Origin of the sequence: Sporosarcina sp. E16_8, assembly GCF_017347095.1 — a bacterium.
Taxonomy (GTDB): domain Bacteria; phylum Bacillota; class Bacilli; order Bacillales_A; family Planococcaceae; genus Sporosarcina.
The window spans coordinates 1-21,891 of the sequence record NZ_JADPRZ010000017.1; the positions used below are offsets into that span (position 1 = coordinate 1).

Sequence of the window (21,891 nt, forward strand, 5' to 3'; positions counted from 1 at the left end):
TGTGCAAGATTTTACGTGGAGAGGCGGGCATGATAGCCTGCATTGGCAGAGCCAGGTCCTTGTGGTGCCTGGCTTCTTGGCTCGTGCATCTTGCCTGTAGAGGCTCCATGTCAAATCAACTTGGAGTCTGCAGTATACTTTGCAATACTATGTATGAATCCTTTGCAATTCTCTGTACTTCGTTTTTGCAAAATACAGATGGCTGTACCCATATGCCCTTGAAGGCATGAAAGAATGAATAATAGTGCTATCCATCCCAGTGAACGTTGGAATAATTTTCTTCTGAAAGTATATGCTTAATTCATAAATCATTTAATTTCTTCTCTATAAAAATATACTATTCGATTTACATTATAATTATATCATTATTTCTTCATTTGATGTGTATTATTCTTACTATTCGTCATATTCCTGCATGACTATTAACGTAAAAAGTTCTACTAAAGTTTCATACGTTTTAATAGTAAAATTAGAAAAGCCAAAGAATCTCCATTTCAAGAAATCCCTCGGCACACAATGATTTATTGCACTCCATTTTAATATAGACAGTCATTATGAGTATTTGGTCATTTGATTCAAAGCATCTATATTGCTGCGCGTCAAAAAAAATGAGAATTCGAGCAAATAAATTTGTCCTTACATAGTTACCTGACAAACTGAACTGGATAAACTTGTAACACATGCTATAATGAAAATAGTACTTATGATACTTTCATTCTATCTTTTATGCACAGAAATAAAGAATAACGATATTATATTAAGAGGTGGAGACATGGTTGAATTGAAGAATTCTAAGTTTGGAAAGAATGTTATTGTCGAAGAAAACCCACTGTCAAGGTGGTTGTTTTCTAACACGACTTCCTCATGGATATGGTTAGTTTTAAGATTATACCTTGGTTATTCTTGGCTGATGGCTGGCATTGGAAAAGTTACTTCTGACGTATGGACTGGCGCTAAAGCTGGTGTTGCAATTGAAGGCTTTATGGGTGGTGCCCTTGCCAAAGCTGAGTCGGGGGACGTCGCGGGCTGGTATGCTTGGTTCCTAGAGAGCATCGTGATTCCAAACGCAGTCCCATTTTCTTATATGGTCGCTTGGGGTGAAGTGTTAATTGGACTGGGCTTAATCGTTGGGCTCTTAACAGGAATTGCAGCTTTCTTTGGTGCACTTATGAATATGTCTTTCTTATTGGCAGGTACCGTGAGTTCGAATCCCGTTATGTTTATAATTGCAGTATTCTTAATCCTAGCCTGGAAAGTTGCTGGTTGGTATGGACTAGATCGCTGGGTGTTGCCTCGCTTAGGAACACCATGGTCGTCAAAGAAATAAATGGTATAAATTAGATGATATCCCAAGTTTATTTACTTGGGATATTTTTTATACACCCTACTTTTTGCCTAAAAAGAGCTACCTGTTTCAGACAATAAGTCGAACAAATCACATAGTCGATTAGTAATACAAAAAGGAATAAAAAACACAAAGATATTAATCGATTTTTGTACTCTTATACAATTGCATTGTATAAGAGTAGTTACGCGTACCGCCATCTAACACTATGGAGATTCCAAGATGCCAAGTTTTAGTTTACAAAAAACACGCTCTGTTCAATTTGTTTCATTTCATAGAAGTAACCTTTTTTATCCATCAACTCTTCAAATGTTCCAGCCTCGACTAGGGTTCCATGGTCCATCACAATGATTTGATTCATCTTCTCTAAACCTGTTAAGCGATGGCTTACGACAATAACAGTATCCTCTTTTGCTTTTTCAAATAGATAGCCCATAATATGTGCCTCGGTTAATGCATCAATGGATGAGGTTGGCTCATCTAATAGCCATAGAGGCGATTGTATAAGCAAGGCACGGGAAATAGCCAGACGTTGTTTTTCTCCACCCGAAAGATTCTCCCCTTTTTCTAAGACTTTATCATCTAAGGAAAAGTGTCCAAGCTTCACTTTCTTCAACATGAATTCCATTTCTGTATCACTTAATCCACCACTAGCAAGCAGTAAATTATCTCGAATTGTTCCATAGAAAAAATGATTTTCTTGTAATACTACATTTGTCTTCTGCCAAATAGACTCCTGTGATAAATGATCAATTGAATCATTGTTAAAACGAATCTGACCTTGGTCTACACTATAAAACTTTAAAAGCAACTGCAACAACGTCGATTTTCCAGAACCACTAGGGCCGACTATGGCTGTTTTTGAACCAGCTGGAAATGCTAAGGTTACATTTGTTAACGTATTACGTGTTTCATCTGGAAAAGCAAAAGTTACATTCTTCAATTCAATCGAAGGAACCCCTTGAATAGATCGGTTTTCAAAAACTTCTTGTGATTTATCCTGTTCAGAGTCATTACCAACAACTGCGGTAAGTCTAGACGCTGCTTGCCGACTTTCTTCTAAATAGCTTGGGAAAGCTGCCATAGAAGTTGTATTTTCAAAAACTGTCAATGAAACCATGGCAAACATAGCAAGGTAAATCCCATCCAGTCGACCATCTGCCACTAAATAAGCGCCAACACCTAGAACAAGCAATGATATGAGAAGCGATAGAAACTTGTTGGCAGCCTGACTGAACAAGTTATGAATACTTTCACGTTCTTGTTCATCCAAGTAGGCCTGTACAGATTGATGTAGTTCGCCTTCTTTTTCTTCTAGTTGTTGGTGTATTTTTAAATCACGAAAGCCATAAAGAAACTCTGTCACTTTGGTAGACAATTCCCCGCGTCTCTGTCTCACCAGTCGATCCACTTTTCGTTGCGTTAAAGCAAAGATTGATGGAACAACAAAGGTAGTTACTATCAGACCGACGAATACGATTAAAGCTACTTCTATTGAAAACAGCGCTGTAAAAAAGATTGTACATAAAAATACTAATAGTAAAACAACCGGTGGGTAAAAAACACGCAAAAAGAAATTTTGTAATGCCTCCACATCACCCACTACCCTAGCAAGAAGATCTCCGCTTCTATATTTGCGGAAAATAGTTGGTGCTAATGGTTCTAACTGCTCGTAAAAAGAAACACGCATATTACTTAACATCGTAAATGTGCCTCGATGTGAAAAATAGCGTTCTCCGTAACGACCTAATGCGGATATAATCCCTAACATTTTTACCGACGCAACGATGATCATTAACGTAAAAATTGAAGGTGTTAAAGCCGCCTTGGAGATCAAATACCCACTGGATGCAAATAGACCTACAGCTGTTATCCCAGCTATAAATCCGCAGAGAATAGAATAGAAAATATCCTTTTTTTCTACGAATAATATCTTGATAACATATCCTAAGTTATTCAATTTGCCATCCCTCCTTGTTGAACAGACACCATATTACGATAGGTTTCCACTGATTCCTGCAGTTCTTCATGTGTGCCAGTTGCTAAGAGTTCTCCGTTGTCCAAGAAAATAATCTTGTCGGCATTTTTAATCGTATGAAGCCTATGGGCAACTGTGATAACCGCGGATTCTTTAGACAGTTCCTGAATTGAAGCTTGCAGGATCTTCTCAGTCCGAAGATCGAGGCCAGTTGTCGGCTCATCAAACAGAATGATAGACGGACTTTTCAGGAATGCTCTAGCGATGGCAATTCGTTGTTTTTCTCCACCTGAAAGGTCTCTTCCCCCTTCTCCAATAGGTGTATCATAGCCATGTTCAAGTGAATCCACCAACTCGGAAATACCAGCCTTTTCAGCAGCTTGTACGATTTCTACTCGAGTCGCATCCAAACGTCCGCCAATCGCAATGTTTTCTGCAATTGTCCCTGAAAATAAATAAGGATTTTGTGAAATATAACTTAATCGATCAAACCAATCTTTCTCTTTAAAGTTTGACCTTGGTTTCCCATTGATAAGCATTTCTCCCTCTGAAACCGATACAAGTCCAGCAATCACATTTAAAAGGGTCGATTTCCCCGCGCCAGTTTTTCCGACAATGGCTACTTGTTCATTTGGACCAATTTCTAGTTGGATGTTTTTTAATGTAAATGCATCTTCTCCATAAGTAAATCCTGCACCGCGTAATTCAATTGCTAGTGGTACTACTCTTTCCAAGCTTTCCGTTCCCCATAAAACAGGTTTTTCTGTTTCAGTTAGTTCATCTGCTAGCTTTTTAGCTGCCCCCATACTGCCCCTCCCCGTATGAAAAGCACTACCCAAGTCTTTCAATTTCGTGTAAAATTCTGGAGCTAATACTAACATGAAGAACGCGGTTAAAAATGTAATATCCTGAAATATGATTAAACGAAGGGCAAGTTCTAGAGCAATGATCCCCATGCTTAGCATCGAAATGAATTCCAATACTAAGGAGTTTTGAAATGCAATTTTAAGTACTTCCATCGTCGCATCACGAAAATCAAGACTACTTTTTCGTATCGTTTCTTTTTGTTCTTTGGAACGACCAAGTAATTTAAGTGTTGTCAATCCCTGTAACGTATCAAGAAACCCTCCTGAAAAAGCAGCCATTTTATCCAATTGTTCTTCGGATTTGTCCTTTGTTTTGAAACCAATAATTATCATGAATAGCGGAATGAAAGGTGCAGTGATCATAATAATCAGTCCTGTGGCAATATGTTGTGTGAAGATAACGACTAAAATGATGAGAGGAATGATCGTAGCTTGAATTACTTGTGGAATATAATTGCTAAAATAACTATCAATTTCATCCACAGTATCCATCATTACACTTACTTTTTTACCGGACTGTCCTTGAAGTGATGATTGCGCCGTATTTTTAGAAAACTTATTTAAAAGTAATTTTCGTAGATTCCCTTTTACCTGTGAAGCCATTTTCACCCCAGTTCTCCCACTCAAATACTGAAGGACTGTTCTTGCGAAAAACGCGAAGAACAATCCTATCAATAGCGGTACAATATCAGAGAATGTAGCGTCTTTTAAAAAAATACGATCCACAACTGCGACCAACAAATAACTTTGTCCAATGATTGCCACACCTGTTGTGACCGCAAAAATGACTATGAGAACCAGCTTTCTTTTCTGCTCTAATGCTAATTCCTTAAGTCCAACCATTGCTTTTACCTCCCAAAAAATGAGCTAATTTAGCGAAGTATTAAAGTAGCTAAAGTGGATATCAGAATCCACTACTACTAAACCTTATACTTTATTTTTCTTTTGTAACAGTTCCATCTTTTGAAGCAACCCAAAATACAATAACGATTGCTGCAATGATTACGATAAATGGAGCTACAAAGATTAGAAAGTCATGTAGCATTCATCTCACTCCTTTTTCTTGTTTCCTTTGACATAATCTTTATCAAATAAGAAGAGTTTTAATAACAGAAAGATTGAAGGTACTAGCAATATCAATCCTAAAATGAACACCACAATAAGTGAAATCGCCATTGCATCATTAGTAAATCCTTCGTAAATCGTTAAATATGGATATAGTAAGTACGGATAAAGGGAAATTCCATACGCATAAAAGGCTAGAGCAAACTGCCCTACTAATAGGCCAACTGCTAATCCATATTTTTTCCGCTTCCAAGTAAGCCATACCGTACCAATCCATAATAGGAATGATAATCCAAACATCCACCATAAATTTAGAATACGATCAAAATGTTCCGGATTGTGAGAACTTAATTCGTAAATGATACCTACTGCAGCAATGATTAAAGGGAAAGCCCAGAACATTGCATATTTCCGCATTAGGTTTGTTGCTCCTGTATCTTCTGCTTTATTCGAATACCAGGTAAGGAATACAGCCGATATAAACAGGACTGCAACGATAGATAAAACGACAACCGACCATGTTAAAGGACTCGTAAACAATGCTCCATAGTCTAAAACAGGATTACCATCAATAATGGAAATAAATCCACCTTCAGAAATGGTAAGCACTATGGATAATGCTGCCGGGACCAATACGCCTGCAATTCCATACATGAAGGCATATCCTTTATGCCCTTTATATCCTTTTGATCCGTACAGTTCAAATGCATAGTATGAACCACGAATAATCATTAAGATTAACGCAATACTCGCTGGAACTAGAAGAACTGTTCCATAATAGAATGCAGTCTTAGGGAAAAATCCAACAATCCCAACAAAAAAGAATACGAAAAATACATTCGTAACCTCCCAAACTGGAGATAAGTATCGCTGGATAACTTTTGAAACGACATGTTGTTTACCAGTGATTATACTGTAAGCGTTAAAAAATCCTGCGCCAAAATCAATTGATCCCAAGATGACATATCCAAATAGAAATGTCCAAAGTACTGAAATCCCTATTATTTCTAAACTCATGTTGTTTCACCGCCTTGTGCAGCTTCTTGTTGTTCAAGTTCTAGCTCAACTGGATTATTCTTAAACATCCGACGAAGTACGACTATGGTTCCAATTCCTAAAAACAAATACAAAGTCGCGAAAAGAATGACCATTAATCCAACATAATCACTGGATGTTGCTGCTTCTTCGATTGTCATGATTCCACGTAGAATCCATGGTTGTCGACCTACTTCAGCCATCCACCAGCCGGCTTCGATCGCAAGGAAGGATAGAGGACCTCCAAGAACAATGAGCCAACGATACCAGTTAGATTTCACGAAAGACCATGCCCGTTTCATTCCTATCCAATAGACCAGAGAAAGAACTACCATGAATCCTCCAATCGTAACCATTAAATCGAAAAAGTAATGGATAATAAGTGGTGGCGTTTCTTCTTCTGGAAATTGGTCTAATCCAATCACCACTGAATTTGGATTTCCATTTGCAAGGATACTGAGACCATAGGGTATCTTGAGCTCATATTTCACTTCTCCTTCATCATCCAAAATCCCATACATCAGAAGTGGTGCGCCTTCTTCCGTTTCAAAATGCCACTCGGCTGCAGCTAATTTTTCTGGTTGGTACTCTGCTAAATATTTACCTGAAAAATCTCCGATTAACGCTGCTGCAATGGAGAACACAAGTCCTATTTTCATTGTCATGTACAGTGATTTCTTATGATAAATATGGTTCGAACCTTTTAATATTTTGTATGCCGCAATGGATGCAAGCATAAATGCGGCTGTCATAAAGGACGTTGCAAGTACATGGGACACTTTCGTCGGCATCGCCGGGGTAAACATTGCAGCAATTGGATTTACATTTGTGAGTTGCCCATTAACAATATCAAAGCCTTGTGGCGAATTCATAAATGCGTTTAACACGGTAATGAATAGCCCCGAAGCGGCCGCACCAAGTACAACGGGAATAAGAAGTAAAAAGTGTTTACGTTTGTCTTCAAATCGATCTCCCGTGTATGCATAAATCCCTAAAAAGATAGCTTCAAAGAAGAAAGCGAATACTTCCAAGAATAGGGGTAGTGCTATAATATTTCCTGCCAGTTCCATGAAATTTGGCCAAAGTAATGAAAGTTGTAATCCGATTGCTGTTCCAGTTACAACACCTACAGCAACGGTGACAGCAAACCCACGGGCCCAACGTTTGGCCATTAATAGATAATGTTCGTCTTTTTTCTTAATGCCCACCCAATGTGCAATCATGATCATGAGTGGGACACCTACACCGATTGTTGCGTAAATAATGTGAAATGAAAGGGTTAGTAGTGTTAGTACACGGCTACCAAATACTGGATCGTCAAACAACAATTTTAATTCCCTCCTTTTACTCAAAACATTTTCACAAGCTCAGGTTTGAGTATAGTATAAAACTTGAGTTACGCTATAATTAATTTCATCTGTAATCCAATTTTAACTGCATTTGAATGCTAGTAGGTGTATATCTTGTGACAGTAACGACGATCATGTGAACGCGATAGTTCATTTAAGTTTTCGGAGTTAGGAGGACAAGTCTTTTTTAGTTATTTTATCCGAAGAAGGGAGTGTTTTCTTCGATTATGCCATCACTAGGAGTAGATTCACTAAATAGAAGTGCCTTAATTGTGAAGCACATTAAAGAGATTGGAAGCAGTGCTAATGATGTGTATGTACAATATAGAAAGAACTCAGTAATTGCATAGCCAATTAAACAAATCATCTACTCAATTAGTAATCATGAATTGAAAAAGATTCATTTGATTTCAATAAGTAAAGTGTCGTCGCAATGATATAAAAAAATAGAATCAGCCATTTCCTACATGGCTAATTCTATTATTTACACTGCAAATTGTATTGTTGGAAACTTCACCTACTCGGTTCAACTCTACCTATTCCAAAGTAGTGCCCATCATTTCCACTTCGTATGATTTGCCCCTTTTTGAAAAAGTGGTACCTGAAATTCAGATAGGATCTTTGACCGTGATTGAATGGACCGCTTCCTTCATTTGTTGAACCGCTTTCTCTACAGTTGAGCGAGAGCAAGCAAGGTTCATACGGACAAATCCTTCGCCGCCAGGGCCAAAAACATGCCCTTGATTCAATGCTACTTTTGCTTTGGAGAGGAATAGTTTCTCCAACTCTTCGGGCGTGAGTCCCAATTCCCGGCAATCAATCCAAGCCAGATAAGTCGCTTCTAATGGTAAAACTTTTAATACGGGTAAATTGGATTTGAAATACTTCGTAATGAAGTGCAAGTTTCCTTCAACATAGTCAAGAACTTCTTCCAGCCATTGTCCACCGTGATTATACGCGGCCTCTGTGGCAAGCGCGCCAAATGAGTTCGGCATAGTAACAGCGTATTTATCACCCTCGGCTACAAACTTCTCTCTTAGCGCCTTGTTTGAAATAATGATATTCGATGTTTGTAAACCTGCAAGATTAAATGTTTTACTTGGTGCCGTACAAATGATGCTATTGTCAGCAAACTGTTCTGAAATAGCCGCAAATGGAACATGCTTTCCGGGTTTGAATACAAGATCCTGATGTATTTCATCCGATACAACAAGGACTCCACGTTCCAGACAGATGTCGCCGAGCCGTTTAAGTTCTGATTCCGTCCAAACACGGCCACCGGGATTTTGTGGATTACAAAGTAGAATCATTTTAACCGAAGAATCTATTTTTGAAATCAGATCCTCAAAGTCCATCTCATATCTACCTTCTTTGAAAAGAAGAGGATTATATACGACCTGCCGATCATGATTTTGAATCGCTTTCATGAATGGATAGTATACTGGCGGTTGCACAATGATCTTGTCACCCGGCTCACTATAAGCTTGGACGATTAGATTTAACGCGGTAACGACCCCAGGACTATGACAAATCCACTCTTTTTCAACTGACCAATTATGTTGCTCTTTCATCCAATCGATTATTGCTTTATAATAGCTATTCTTCCTCATTGTATATCCGAAAATACCATGTTCTGCTTGGGACTGGATAGCTTTGACTACTTCATCTGGAACTTTAAAATCCATATCGGCAACCCACAGCGGAAGCAACTCTTTTTCACCGAACAATTCCTCTGTCGCATCCCACTTCACACTAGCCGTATTCGAACGTTCAACCACTTTGTCAAAGTCGTATTTCATAAAAAAATCGCCCCTTTTCTTACTAACCTGAATTTAATCGCAATGGAAAGGCTTAGTTTTTCTTTACTGAAAATCGAATTTCACGTCAAGTCTCTTAATTATGCAGCTCAGTAATGGAAGCTAATTTCAGGATATAGTTACACTTTGTTGATGACAATTTCTTCGTCCACGACATCGACACGGACTTTTTCAACATGCCCATCTAAAATAAGATCTGTTAATGGATTTTCGATTTTATCTTGAATGACCCTGCGAAGTGGGCGGGCTCCGAATCGTTTATCATAGCCTAATTTGACCAATGCTTGTTTTACTTCTTGGGAAACCGTGATGTCAATATTATTTTCTGCGATTGTTACTTGTAAATCAACAAGCATCAATTCCACGATTTCAAGTAGATTTCCCTCTGTTAATTCGTTAAATGTGACAATCGAATCGAAACGATTGAGAAATTCAGGTTTGAAATAATCGCCCAATATTTCGAGCATAGTAACGGACTCATGGACTGTTTGATTGAAACCGACACTCACTTTTTTGTCGCCTGTTCCAGCATTACTTGTCATAATAATGACCGTATCTTTGAAACTGACTGTCCGACCATGTGAATCTGTTAAGCGGCCATCCTCCATAATCTGAAGGAACATATTTTGAACTTCTGGATGTGCTTTTTCAATTTCGTCAAGGAGTAAAATTGAATACGGATTCCGGCGTACTTGCTCTGTTAATTGGCCAGCTTCATCATGCCCTATATAACCTGGAGGAGAGCCAATAATTTTAGATACCGCATGTTTCTCCATATATTCACTCATGTCGAGACGTATTAAGGTATCCCGTGAACCGAATAATTCTTCTGCCAGTACTTTTGTAATTTCTGTTTTACCAACACCAGTTGGACCGACAAATAAGAAGGAGCCAATGGGACGGTCTTTCGATTTAAGTCCTGCACGGCTACGACGGATTGCTTTTGCAACTTTATCGACCGCCTCTTCTTGACCGATGACTTTTTTGCTGAGATTTTCCTGAAGACCTTTCATTTTCACCTGTTCTGCCGCTTGTAGTTTTGTCACAGGAATTCCTGTTTTCTCTTCAACAATTAACTCAATATCTGCAACAGAAACTTCTATTTTTTCAGCTTCCCCGTTTTGTTTCGCTTCTTCCAATTGTTTACGTAATTGAATTTCCTCGTAACGTAAATTTGCCGCTTTTTCATAGTCTTCCATTTCTGCTGCTTGTTCTTTTTCTTGAATGATTTCGCCCAGACGCACTCCAAGTGATTCTGAATCTGAATTAGGGGTAACATGTATAAGATTTAAACGTGACCCTACTTCATCCATCAAATCAATCGCTTTGTCCGGTAAAAAGCGGTCTTGAATATAGCGTTGTGATAAGGTGACAAAAGCTTGCACCGCCTCATCTGTATAGCGAACTTCATGGAAATTTTCGTAACGTCCTTTAATCCCGTTTAAGATTTTAATCGTATCTTCTGCAGATGGCTCCTTGACGATAATCGGTTGGAACCGACGTTCAAGTGCGGCATCTTTCTCGATTTGACGATATTCTTTCAATGTCGTTGCCCCGATGAGTTGCAAGCCCCCACGCGCTAAGGCTGGCTTCAAAATATTTCCGGCATCCATTTGCGATCCTTCTGTCGAACCTGCACCAACGAGTAGATGAATTTCATCGATGAATAAAATAACATCTGTCCGGGTTTGAAGCTCTTCAATTAGTTGTTTCATCCGCTCTTCAAACTGACCACGAATACCCGTATTGGTAACAAGTGAAGCAACATCTAATAAGTACACTTCTTTATTCATTAGTTTTACCGGGACATCGCCTTCGTGAATTTTTACTGCGAGCCCCTCGGCGATTGCTGTTTTACCAACTCCAGGCTCACCAATTAGCACTGGATTGTTTTTATTTCTTCTATTTAACGTTTCGATGACGCGTCTTACTTCTTGATCACGTCCGATGACCGGATCAATCAGTCCTTTTCTTGCATCGTTTGATATATTTTTACCAAGTTGGTCTAGCAAACCATCGCCGTGACCTTCTTGTGTTTGCTTTGTTTGAGTTCTTGCCTGTTGGCCGCCGTTTGCTTGGAAAAAGTGATTCGCATTGTCGCTAAATGACGGCATCTCGCCTGCCTGTAATTGACCTTGGATTTCTTGAAAGCACGTATGACACATATTTATGTGCATACCTTGCTGATTCACTTGAAATCTTAAACTCATCGTCGCTTCGTTTTTACCACAATGTTGACACTGCATATTTGTATCCTCCCACTTTTTCATTTATCTATCTCGCTTGACTTTGACTATACGTAATCTATGAATTAATTGTACACTGACCTTTTTTGACTTTCAAGAAACTTGCTTGCATATTTTCGTTTTTTAAATGAATCCTCATGTTCATAGAGTTTCCACGTTTGCAATTAGTATTGTCTTTGTGTGGTAAACTGCAACAAGTTGAACGCCTGTACAGTGAAAGTGTGTATACTTACAAAATAATAATGTCTAGAGTATCATTGACTTTTTAAGTCAATACCTAGAATTTGAATTAGGAGTGATTTTTCTTGACCAGTAAAATATTTTTAAATGACAGAGTAATTTATATAGGTAGGTATGAAGAGGAAATAGTAAATGGATTATATAAAGTTTCAGTTGATTTTAACGTAACAAGTGATGATTACCATGACATGACAACTTTACTTTACAGCGGAATATTTGACGTAAAGATTCCTGAGCGTAACTTACTATTTAGGGGGTCCATTCATAATTATTCTACTTCCATTACTAATTTGTATGTAAAAGATCAAATAGGCCAGTTTAAATTGACTCTGATAGAAGTCAGTCAGTAAGAAATGGTGTAATGTGTATAGTTGATTTTGGATTACTATGGATTGAACGACTTCTCTATCATTACCCGGATGTCTGGCTGTCTAGGGTTGCGACATTGCCGTAGTCAGATAAGATACCCTGTTCATTCACAAACAGAGCATATGGATAGCAATCCTACATCTAGTAAGACAGAATAAACTAAAATGGACCACCTAATGCTACTAACATTAGGCGGTCTATATTAGTAGGTTCCCTTCAAGGGGTCAACTCTATAGAGATAAAATAATCCATCCATTATGAGCTCCCGCTCTAGGATGGTTTATTTTTATGGGCAAAGGACACTATTGCTATCATTCCTGTTTAGTGCAATGCGCCTTCTCCATTATAAAACCTGCTTGATAATTTCCCACATCGATTTTTAAGAGTACGACTAACAAATCGGTGACAGCTCAGAATAGGGAAGTCTTTTTATCATTTCTTCAGCGAATGTTTCTTTCCTTTCGTGTCTGTCACAATCAACTGCGTATCCGTCACTTCCATCCGTTTCCCAAGGATATTCGACAACTTGATTGTTTTTTTATCCAGTAAACTGTACTTGAAGACGCCTTTTTTATTGAAATAATACATCGTGGAGTGGTCATGCAGCACGGAGAGGAATTCTCCGCCCGCTTCGCGATTACTATGGACATCAAAAAGGTCAAATGTTGCGCGTGCGTCAAAAGTAAATTCCTTCCTCTTATCGCTGCTGCCATCCATCGCTGTCGAATAAAACACTAGCGTACTGTCCTTAAAATCATCCGGACCAATCGAGCGTGGACCCATATCTGTGTAGTAGATCCGGTCATTCCAAACAAACATATTGCTCATCTGGCTCGGCTCTTTCATTTTCACCAAATCTTGTCCATCAATCTTCATCTTCATCACAGCGTAGGCGAATGGCACTTCATCCGCTTCGGCAAATCCACCGCTATGGTATGGGATGAAAATCTCTTCGTTGTAGACAATAAGTTGGGTATTTGAATGCAAGTATGTCGCACTGGAATAATCCCAACTGCTTATCGGTACGTCTTTGTACTTTAATAACACTTCACGTTTGTCGGTTGCCATATTTTTTTTAATAAGGTCAGGATACCCAACCTCATCCCGCTCAGTGAAATAGGTAAAGCCATCCTGTTCAACGGTCTTCCCTTTGGTACTGACATATGAATGATAGCTACTGAGCTTCATCTTATCATCCATGGCACGGACTAAAAATGCCGAAAACTGTGCACGCGTGACAGAGTCTGATGGCATATATTTGCCGTTCGATCCGCCCGCGACGCGCTGTTTTGCGATTCCGTTGATGTCCTGATAGGCCCAGTGTGATGGTGTGACGTCAATAAATGTGGCTTGCTTGTCGAGCGGCATGTCGAACGCACGACGCAGGATCGCGGCCATTTGCGCGCGAGATGTTTTTTCACCAGGACGCATGTAGCCATTATCGCCTCGGAGAATTCCTTTTTCATTCACCGTCGCCAGGATCTGATAATACGGTGATTTTTTGGATACGTCTTTGAATTCGACGGAGGTATTTTCCGTCAGTGGAATTTTTAATGCCTTGATGAGCATCGATGCGGCTTGCGACCGGGTGATTGGCTCATTCGGCTTGAATGTGCCATCCGGATAGCCGCCGATAATAGTTCGGTCGGATAAATACATGATTTCATTTTTCGCCCAATGCTTATCCACGTCGGAAAACTGAATGGCAGCCTGTGCTTGGAATGGGGTCGCAGCGAAAATGAGCAGTAGAGCCGTCAATACGGCAGTCAGTTTACTTTTCAAAATGATAGAGCCTCCTATTTTTAAAAAAACGGTGGCTGTTGGTAGCAATCCTTGCCAACAACAACCTTTGATTAATGCCTTTAAGTGGAGGGAAAACCAGGTTGGTGTCTTTATATAGTGAGCGGTTGGTTGACGGCTACTTCTTCTGGACAGCTAACAACCTGGTTTCCCGAATATGTTTGGGTGAATCCCCTTGAATTATGTCTTAAACTTGTACCACCCCCCTTTTTGAATCCAATACTATTCCTGAATGAGCCAACGCTCTGATCCAGTATCGCGCTTCATATAAAATACCCGTTCCGCTACCCCTTCTCGCCCATATTGGTAGTGGATTTCTATCTCATTCTCAGATAGGGGAGTCGCTCCCCGATAAGAGGCCTCTAAAAACAGTTCACCCACTCGGCTAATTTGTGTAAAAGCGGGCGTCTCCAGCAAATTGCCGAAGCCCAATAGAACGTCATATAAATACAAATCAAAATACTGCTCCGGTGTATAAACACCCGTCAACTGTCCCGATAAATAATCCAGATACATCGAATGGGTACGCTCTTCCGTCGCTACGCCTACAACTTCCCCATAAATTTTATGCACAGGGGTAATCGCTGCACCTTGCACCGTATTACTTGCCGGGAAATGGTTCACTACTAAATATTCCCGCGCATTCAACTTTTGGTCGTACCCCCCTGCAAGCGTGACTCCCTGTTTTTCATAAAGATCCATAATTTCTGATGGCAACGGTTTGCCGTTTATCTTCAGCTTGCCCTTTTCCAGCACGACACGATCCCCCGGGACCGCAACCACTTCGTAATAGGCATCCATATATGTCGGTAAATGGCTTGTCGTATTTGTCATCGTGCGAACAATGTCGCCTGACTCATAGACAACCTCATCGAATAGATCTACTTTGCGCTCAATGACCGTATGGAAAGCATCCGAACTCCCTTTTAATGAAAAGTTTTCTTTATCCACATAATACAGACCGTCGACTTTATCAAAATGCGGAAGTGCCGCAAACTCCTCATAATCAACGGCTGACAGTTGCTTCTTCTTCTGAAGTGCCGAGATTTGCGCTAAATCATCCAGTGGATCATATGGGACCCCAGCTCCCTTATCTGAAGATAGAAAATTCGCAGGGTCAATTGTGAAAATAAGAAACAGTGCTACTATAGGTATCGCCGCCGAGACAAACAGCACTTGCCAAGAAAACTTTTTAGCCTGTGGCCGTAAACGTTCACCTACACGCTGCTTTATTCGCCTTTCCTGCTTCGCTGTATCGCCCATCATTTGATCGAGCTTACGTTTGAAATCGCTCAATTTTTCACTACCTCCTCATCCTCGTCCTCAAAAAATCCCTTTAGCTGCTGCTTTGCCCTTCGCAGCCGTGTTTTCACGGTATTTTCATTCAGCTGTAGATAGTTTGCTATTTCCGCTATAGATTGCTCGTCATAATAAAACAATAGTAAAGGTTCACGGTATTTTAACGGAAGTTGGAAAAGATTTTTTTCAAGTGTGGCCAACTGCTCTTGCTCCAACACTACTTCTTCTGCGCCTTTTACCGAAACAAAGATTGTATCGAACAGCACATCTTTTTTATGCTTCCACGAGCGCAAATAATCTTTTGCACGATTAGCTGTCATTTTCGTTAAATATGTCTTCAATGATGCCTCATTGCGAAACTGGTCACTCTTTTGAAAATACGTAACAAATACTTCTTGTACAATATCCTCGGCAGTCGACCAATTCTTCACATATAAATAAGCGATGCGCACTAAATAACGCGAATGCTCATCGATTACTTGATCAATAGTACTCATTTACGAACCCTCGCCCTCTTCTACGGCCACGCCATGTCCCCCTCCACATACGCAACAAATTGCTCAAACGACTTTTTCTCTGTTATTCCATATCGGCATACTTCATAATTTGACATCTTCCTATTCGCATACCCTTCGGTCGTCGTAAAGCCAATCAACACCCCTGCCTCTTTTGCCGCCGCGATGAAATTCTCATTATAATGCCCATACGGATAAGCTAATGAAACAGCTGCCGGTACTTGCTCGATATTTTGCTGTAAATCCAACAGTATCTCTTCTTTTGAACGATCTAACGCAATCCCTGCACCCGAAACCTTATTAAGTGAATGCAATTCATATGTATGTGCTTCAAACTGGAAAACATCCGCCAGCTCTACTAAATCCGAAGCGGTAAAAAACTGCAGCGGGCCTTCCGCATCAAATGGCTGCGCTCCCAGCGCCCGTTCGGTACGTGAGGAAATAATGTGCTGAAGCGCACTAAACCCGTATTGCTTCAAAATGGGATATGCATATTCCTTCGTCGATAATAACCCATCGTCAAATGTAATGAGCACTGCTTTACTCGGTACGACTAGGCGCCCTTCCAAATAGTCATAAAGCTGATGTGCCGTCAGCGTCTCGAAATGATGATCCGCCAAGTACCCCATCTGCTGCTCAAACGCTTCCAAGGAAATCGTACTATCCATCGTTGTCATCAACTCGCGCGGCAAAACCTGATGGTATACAAGCACCGGCAGACCCTCGTCCAAAGTAACGGCCTGTTTAGAAATATATCCCGGCCGCTCTCCTATTGAAAGGATATACCAATCCTCTTCCTCCCTCACGACCGGATAGCGATAGCCTTCTTCCATCTCCAGTATAACGCTGCTCTGCAAGTCAGCATCCTCATAAACCTCGGTTTTTTGCAAGGTATGAACAGCAGCCAACCGCTCCGTATGTACAAGTGTCGAAAGCTTCTTTTTTTCAACCTTCGCCTGCCCCTTACGGACAAAGGCTGTCATATTTCCCAACCGAAGCTCATAATACGCCTCATCCTCACCTGTGACAGCAACAGGCTGATTCGCCTCCAACACGCCAATCTGAGTCATGGCTGCCCCCTTCATATAAATCGGCTGACGCTCTTGCAAGGTCAACACCCGCTCAAATTCCCTCTTCGCGACAAACCGCTCCCCTTCCTTCCCCTGCGCAAACACTCTTCCTTGCGATTCAACCAAAATCCAGAGCGCACCAACACTGATTAATATAATCAAGCACATAAGTAACAGCACATTACTAGATATCTTTCTCATACATTTACCTCCACCGTCTATTAAGCAACGTACAGACGGTGATTTTCAGAAAAAGTTTCAAAAGTTTTTATAAAGATGTACCTAAAGTTTTTCTATGATGCTCATTTACTCGAATTCCCTTTTTCCTCAACTAAATAAAAGCATTCAGTCATAGAATATCTACTAGTTAATCACCCTGTGCGATACCATTGATTGAGATAAATTATGTGTGTTCCTATGCAACAAAAAATCCGCGCAATTGTATACAAAATAAATAGAGATTAGATTATCGGTACCTAATCTAATCTCCAGTTCATAAATATGTAATTGTAGTCAATAGCCGAAATAGGTGCCTGACACTTGCCAGCTAAGGAAGTTAGAGCCTATTTATGTTAGTTCTTCAAGCCACTAATTGTCCCACCATGATATACCAACCGTGATTGTCTACCGGTTTATCATGAAATTGAATCTCTGGGGAAAGGTCTGTTTCATTTGGTCGGACGAAGATTTGAAGCATTTCCACCTCATCTTCTTTTACTCTTTCCTCATGCCAAAAGCTTGCACCTGCATTCATCATCATTAATTTACCACGTGCAATCGGCGCATCAAAACCTGCGGAATCACGATGATGCGTGATACCTGAGCTTATATAACTTAATATTTCATCATTTACGTGTTCGTGCATATTAATCGTTAAGCCCTTTTTCATAACCGCATGGTCAATGATTGCTAATGGCCCGAATGCTGTATCTGCGGTTTTATTGCCTAAAATTTCACCTGGTTTAACCCGTGTAATTGTGAATGGACCCCTGAACGGCTCTGCATGATTTACCGCTTCAAGTTTTTGTAACAAGACAAAAACCTCCTTCTCCATCATATATAACAAAATCGACTCTCCATTGGAAAGTCGATTTTGTTGGTAGTATCATTTATTTTTCGATCGGACCATTATTAATCAAAGATAATGGCACATTAACCTCGAAAATCTTGCCACGAATAGCTTGAATCCCGAAAGACGTTAAACGTGCCGAGTGCATTTCTAAATAGGCTTGGGCCGTTTCTTTTGTTTCGAATAAATAGACGCCTCCAGCTTCTTTTGCCACCGCATCTTCTGTCCAAACTTTCCAAATCATACCTGGCTCATCATTAATGCTTTGAGCCAATTCTGCAAAGCCTTTTGACATTTCTTCCCCAAATGGACCTTCCATTTTGAAATCTACTTGTAATAAATATGTCATTTCAAGTCTCCTTTTTCATTTTAATACTTACTCGTCTACCACAGTTATTTTACTTGAATGTATTTCTCGCCAAGGATTTCATTTGTTTCATAAACATCTTGTGACAATTCCTTTTGAATAAATGGAGTCACATCTTTTTCCTCAATTGAATAATATTCTTCAATTTCGCGTGAAAATAATAATTTTTCTTTGCGAAGTAATTGATCTAAATTGGATAATTTCTTCGGATTTAACGTTTCATTTGGTAGTAATTGTTGGAGTGCATTGGTGTATTCCTCAAAAGTTCGGGCACCCACGATCCGAACCCCTTTTTGCTCTTCATTTACCATGACGATTGTCGGGAATCCGCGGACACCTAACTCACGGACGAGTTGGAAGTCTTCATGTAATGACGTATTTGCTTCTGGAAGCTTTGATTGAGTAAGGATTTCTTCTCCATCAAGCCCAACTTGATTGACAAGATTAATTAAAATTTCATCTTGTGCAATGTTTTTATTGAAAGCAAAAACCTCTTCTCGTGCACGTCGTAAAAATGTGTTTGCTAGCTCTGGACTTTTTTCTTGAATCACCTTATACACTCGGGAAGGGATAAATGACGACTCGATTGGATTATCGTACCAAACAGTTCCATCAATCGGCATGCGGGAGTGTTCACCAACTTCTCTCCAATGACCAGCAACATCTGATGGACTAGAAATGCCATTGTTTGCGTCTTTGAAGCCATCCCAATTTTCAAGCAATCCGCCCATAAGTGTGTGCATATTAAAATAGTGCCCGTACTGATCGACAAACTTTCGAAGGACCGGTTCTAATGCCCAGCAATGCGAACAGATTGGATCCGTTACGTAATAAAGTTCAACCTTTTTTTTCTGTGTCGAGAAATCGATAAACTCCATTGTGGCAGTGTCGTCCCCACCTGGCCCGCATATGCCAGTTTCTAAATCACAAATCATGTTATTTTTCGTTTCCATTTAAATTCCCCTTTTCTTTATTGGTGATTGGACAAATCAAGTTCAATATTTTTTTGTGCCCACGCTTGTATTGGCTGTAGGGCGATTGCAAGTTGTTGTCCTTTTTCAGTTAGATGATACGTAATTATGACGGGAGTTCCTGCCGTTACTATTTTTTCCACTAAGTCAAATTCCGCAAGCTCGGTCAATTTCAACGAAAGTGATCGAGGGGTAATATCATTTAAATCGCGCTTCATTTGAGAAAAATGAGCAGTAAAGTCAGGACAATTCGACAAATAATGAATAATGAGCCCGTTCCAACGCCTTCCCAAAATCTCGAAGCTGGATTCTAAATAAGGACATACTTTAATAAGTATCACCTCCAACTATTACTTTAAGTATAAACTAGTATAATTAGTATATCAAGTATAAAGATTATACTTGATGTGTCTGCCATTTAAACAAGCATGTTCGTATCAAAAGATATGGAAGGAACAACCCAAAATTGTTTTTCAGTCTTAAGTATCTAACAAAAGCACCATTTGATACGAAATCGGTGGAGGGAAGATTACTGAGCAGCCTTTCCTTGGATAAATACTAGCTATTCCCGATTATTTCCGAACTACCCTATCACCAATAAACCTAGACAAATCAAATAAAGAGGGTTTATAAATGACGAAGAGGTGAAACTAGTAGCAATGGAAGTCGGAAATCGGTTAGGGTACATATCTACAAAAGAAATAGAAAAGTAATCGTCAAATAACGGCCACCTGTTATACGAGTGGCCGTTATTTGACGATTACGATTGAAATAGTTAGCGTCGATCAAGGAATCTTAGATCGCCGACTCCAAGGTTTCTTAAAACTGTTTTAAATTCAGAGCACTGCTCTCTGATGCGTGTTGTAATACCGATTGAATTTTCGTGCGGTAAAGTGGAGATTGACATGTGACGAATCAGGCCGCGGTTTGGTTTATCTCCGGCATTAAAACCTTCCAGTGCGAAGTGGGTGTGGGAACCTTCTTCCCATGTAAAATCTTTCGGACAGTCGAGTAGGTACGTTTTAACCTCAGGCGTTTCATCAATAATCTTATTTATTTTAGTCCAGTATATTTGCATTATATATTCTCCTTACTCAATTATATTTATTGTTATTATCTAACACACAATAAGTGATAATGATTATCAATTAAATAGATTGATTATTTAATATGATTTACGCGAATTTAATTCACTAACAATGTAGAGAAAATCTTGCACCTGAATTTTTCATAGTTTCGGCCTATTTTTTAGTGAGAGTGGAAGAAAAATAGCAAAGAGTACTGTGCTTAACACAAAGAAAAGCAATTCATGTACGTGAATACATATACAAAAATAGACCAGACAGTCGCTAAACTTGCCCGGTCTTCATTCTATTATTAATTTAGTCGTTCTACTAAATCATCTAGTAATAAATTTGCTGCTTTAATACCACCTGCTGTGTTCCAGATTGTTTCATTCACTTCAAATACTTGATTTTTTTTTGAGACATTTAAGCTTTTAAATACTGGATTTTCCAACCATTGATTAGCCTTATCATATACATCTGATTCCGTAACCCAGTAAAACATAATATCTCCATCCATCGTTTCCATTGCTTCTTCGGAAACTGTTTCCATAAAATTATCTACATCCTGGGATTCTGGACGGCCCACACCCATTTGTTCAAGCAGTACCCCACTAAATGTGTCCTTCTGGTATATGCGGACATCTTTAGCAGAGAATCTTACGACGGATACTTTCATTTCTTCCTTATCGCCTAATTTTTCTTTTGCCTGAGCAACACGATCATCGAATGCTTTCATGATCATCTCACTTTCGGCTTTTTTATTTAATGTCTCAGCATACAATTCAAAGTTGATCTTCCATTGCCCTGATAAATCTTCAGAAAACACAGTTGGTGCAATTTTGCTTAATTGATCGTACGCTTCTTCGTGCCTTACTTTATTACCAATAATTAAGTCCGGGTTTAATTCAAGAATAGCTTCAAAATTAGGCTCGTTTTCAAAACCAAGCTCCTGGACACCGGCCATCTCGTCTTTAATATGATCATACCAAGGTTCTCCAGTCCATGATCTAACCGCACCAACTGGTTCAATTCCTAATGCTAGTAATGCTTCTGTTCCTTCATTCGTTAAGATTACAACACGTTGTGGTGTACCCTTAATTTTTGTAACGCCCATTGCATGCTGAATTTCCCGAACTTCTTCCGCTTCTACAGCATCACTTTCTGCTGAAGCTTCACTTACTACTGTAGTTTCCTTGGTACTGTCCGTATTAGTCGTTTGATCCCCACATCCACTAAGAGCGAGCATAATTATTGATAAAATCGAGAAAATAAAAATACTCTTTCCTAATTTAATCTTTATTTCATTTAACAAATTGATAACCTCCCTAGCATTATGACTGATAATGATTATCAATCTCACTTATTATTTTATCAAGTCGCCATTTATTTATCTATAGACAGTTTTGCCTTATGGGTATGGATA

Annotated in this window: 18 protein-coding genes and 1 pseudogene; 2 read left to right on the forward strand and 17 right to left on the reverse strand. The window is 39.5% G+C overall.

Annotated features, from left to right (window positions below; translation table 11 throughout):
• Window positions 1-772: 772 nt before the first annotated feature.
• The gene (locus I2484_RS11720) at window positions 773-1,327 is read left to right on the forward strand and encodes a DoxX family protein (RefSeq protein ID WP_207151212.1); all 555 of its coding nucleotides are present in this window, start codon (window positions 773-775) and stop codon (window positions 1,325-1,327) included.
• 250 nt (window positions 1,328-1,577) lie between these two features.
• Here I2484_RS11720 and cydC read toward each other — a convergent pair whose 3' ends face one another.
• From cydC to I2484_RS11750, 7 genes are all read right to left on the reverse strand, one after another.
• Window positions 1,578-3,305, reverse strand: a complete 1,728-nt coding sequence (cydC, locus tag I2484_RS11725) for a thiol reductant ABC exporter subunit CydC (RefSeq protein ID WP_207151213.1) — start codon at window positions 3,303-3,305, stop codon at window positions 1,578-1,580.
• Window positions 3,302-5,032, reverse strand: coding sequence for a thiol reductant ABC exporter subunit CydD (gene cydD / locus I2484_RS11730; RefSeq protein ID WP_207151214.1), 1,731 nt, complete (start codon window positions 5,030-5,032; stop codon window positions 3,302-3,304). The genes cydC and cydD overlap by 4 nt, the downstream gene beginning before the upstream one ends.
• Before the next feature lie 91 nt (window positions 5,033-5,123).
• On the reverse strand, window positions 5,124-5,234 hold the full coding sequence (cydS, locus tag I2484_RS22000; protein WP_481886405.1) for a cytochrome bd oxidase small subunit CydS family protein: 111 nt from the start codon (window positions 5,232-5,234) through the stop codon (window positions 5,124-5,126).
• A 5-nt stretch (window positions 5,235-5,239) separates the two neighbouring features.
• Window positions 5,240-6,271, reverse strand: coding sequence for a cytochrome d ubiquinol oxidase subunit II (locus I2484_RS11735; RefSeq protein ID WP_207151215.1), 1,032 nt, complete (start codon window positions 6,269-6,271; stop codon window positions 5,240-5,242).
• The gene (locus I2484_RS11740; protein ID WP_207151216.1) at window positions 6,268-7,617 is read right to left on the reverse strand and encodes a cytochrome ubiquinol oxidase subunit I; all 1,350 of its coding nucleotides are present in this window, start codon (window positions 7,615-7,617) and stop codon (window positions 6,268-6,270) included. Before I2484_RS11740 ends, I2484_RS11735 begins: the two co-directional genes overlap by 4 nt.
• Before the next feature lie 629 nt (window positions 7,618-8,246).
• Window positions 8,247-9,437, reverse strand: coding sequence for a MalY/PatB family protein (locus I2484_RS11745; protein ID WP_207151217.1), 1,191 nt, complete (start codon window positions 9,435-9,437; stop codon window positions 8,247-8,249).
• Between the two features lie 137 nt (window positions 9,438-9,574).
• The gene (locus I2484_RS11750; protein WP_207151218.1) at window positions 9,575-11,701 is read right to left on the reverse strand and encodes an ATP-dependent Clp protease ATP-binding subunit; all 2,127 of its coding nucleotides are present in this window, start codon (window positions 11,699-11,701) and stop codon (window positions 9,575-9,577) included.
• A gap of 305 nt (window positions 11,702-12,006) precedes the next feature.
• Between I2484_RS11750 and I2484_RS11755 the strand changes: the two genes are divergently transcribed.
• Window positions 12,007-12,291 (forward strand): DUF3219 family protein, encoded by a 285-nt coding sequence (locus I2484_RS11755; RefSeq protein WP_207151219.1) that lies wholly within the window; start codon window positions 12,007-12,009, stop codon window positions 12,289-12,291.
• A gap of 451 nt (window positions 12,292-12,742) precedes the next feature.
• Here I2484_RS11755 and I2484_RS11760 read toward each other — a convergent pair whose 3' ends face one another.
• The 10 genes and pseudogenes from I2484_RS11760 to I2484_RS11805 all read right to left on the reverse strand — a co-directional run bounded on the left by I2484_RS11760 (window position 12,743) and on the right by I2484_RS11805 (window position 21,780).
• Complete coding sequence (locus tag I2484_RS11760) at window positions 12,743-14,092, reverse strand: S-layer homology domain-containing protein (RefSeq protein ID WP_207151220.1); 1,350 nt, start codon at window positions 14,090-14,092, stop codon at window positions 12,743-12,745.
• 240 nt (window positions 14,093-14,332) lie between these two features.
• Window positions 14,333-15,406, reverse strand: coding sequence for a S26 family signal peptidase (locus I2484_RS11765; RefSeq protein ID WP_207151221.1), 1,074 nt, complete (start codon window positions 15,404-15,406; stop codon window positions 14,333-14,335).
• Window positions 15,403-15,906, reverse strand: coding sequence for a sigma-70 family RNA polymerase sigma factor (locus tag I2484_RS11770; RefSeq protein WP_207151222.1), 504 nt, complete (start codon window positions 15,904-15,906; stop codon window positions 15,403-15,405). Before I2484_RS11770 ends, I2484_RS11765 begins: the two co-directional genes overlap by 4 nt.
• 20 nt (window positions 15,907-15,926) lie before the next feature.
• Window positions 15,927-17,195, reverse strand: coding sequence for a polysaccharide deacetylase family protein (locus I2484_RS11775; protein WP_207151223.1), 1,269 nt, complete (start codon window positions 17,193-17,195; stop codon window positions 15,927-15,929).
• A 379-nt stretch (window positions 17,196-17,574) separates the two neighbouring features.
• A complete protein-coding gene (locus I2484_RS11780) occupies window positions 17,575-18,027 on the reverse strand; it encodes a pirin family protein (protein WP_207151224.1) in 453 nt (150 codons plus the stop codon).
• Between the two features lie 76 nt (window positions 18,028-18,103).
• Window positions 18,104-18,412: a monooxygenase gene (locus I2484_RS11785; RefSeq protein ID WP_207151225.1), complete on the reverse strand. Its 309-nt coding sequence runs from the start codon at window positions 18,410-18,412 to the stop codon at window positions 18,104-18,106.
• A 44-nt stretch (window positions 18,413-18,456) separates the two neighbouring features.
• Complete coding sequence (locus I2484_RS11790; protein ID WP_255551353.1) at window positions 18,457-19,383, reverse strand: DsbA family protein; 927 nt, start codon at window positions 19,381-19,383, stop codon at window positions 18,457-18,459.
• Between the two features lie 17 nt (window positions 19,384-19,400).
• A complete protein-coding gene (locus I2484_RS11795; RefSeq protein ID WP_207151263.1) occupies window positions 19,401-19,733 on the reverse strand; it encodes a winged helix-turn-helix transcriptional regulator in 333 nt (110 codons plus the stop codon).
• Between the two features lie 467 nt (window positions 19,734-20,200).
• A pseudogene (locus tag I2484_RS11800) lies at window positions 20,201-20,479 on the reverse strand (dihydropteridine reductase); the annotation flags it as partial.
• Between the two features lie 299 nt (window positions 20,480-20,778).
• Entirely contained in the window at window positions 20,779-21,780 is a 1,002-nt protein-coding gene (locus tag I2484_RS11805) for an ABC transporter substrate-binding protein (RefSeq protein WP_255551354.1), read from the reverse strand.
• Window positions 21,781-21,891 lie beyond the last annotated feature (111 nt).

Bases quoted from the DNA above. Each gene is read 5' to 3' on its own strand.
- cydD (WP_207151214.1), bottom strand. From the start codon at position 5,032: ATGGTTGGACTTAAGGAATTAGCATTAGAGCAGAAAAGAAAGCTGGTT.
- cydS (WP_481886405.1), bottom strand. From the start codon at position 5,234: ATGCTACATGACTTTCTAATCTTTGTAGCTCCATTTATCGTAATCATT.
- I2484_RS11720 (WP_207151212.1), top strand. From the start codon at position 773: ATGGTTGAATTGAAGAATTCTAAGTTTGGAAAGAATGTTATTGTCGAA.
- I2484_RS11745 (WP_207151217.1), bottom strand. From the start codon at position 9,437: ATGAAATACGACTTTGACAAAGTGGTTGAACGTTCGAATACGGCTAGT.
- I2484_RS11735 (WP_207151215.1), bottom strand. From the start codon at position 6,271: ATGAGTTTAGAAATAATAGGGATTTCAGTACTTTGGACATTTCTATTT.
- I2484_RS11790 (WP_255551353.1), bottom strand. From the start codon at position 19,383: ATGGAAACGAAAAATAACATGATTTGTGATTTAGAAACTGGCATATGC.
- I2484_RS11750 (WP_207151218.1), bottom strand. From the start codon at position 11,701: ATGCAGTGTCAACATTGTGGTAAAAACGAAGCGACGATGAGTTTAAGA.
- I2484_RS11785 (WP_207151225.1), bottom strand. From the start codon at position 18,412: ATGACATATTTATTACAAGTAGATTTCAAAATGGAAGGTCCATTTGGG.
- I2484_RS11775 (WP_207151223.1), bottom strand. From the start codon at position 17,195: ATGAGAAAGATATCTAGTAATGTGCTGTTACTTATGTGCTTGATTATA.
- I2484_RS11770 (WP_207151222.1), bottom strand. From the start codon at position 15,906: ATGAGTACTATTGATCAAGTAATCGATGAGCATTCGCGTTATTTAGTG.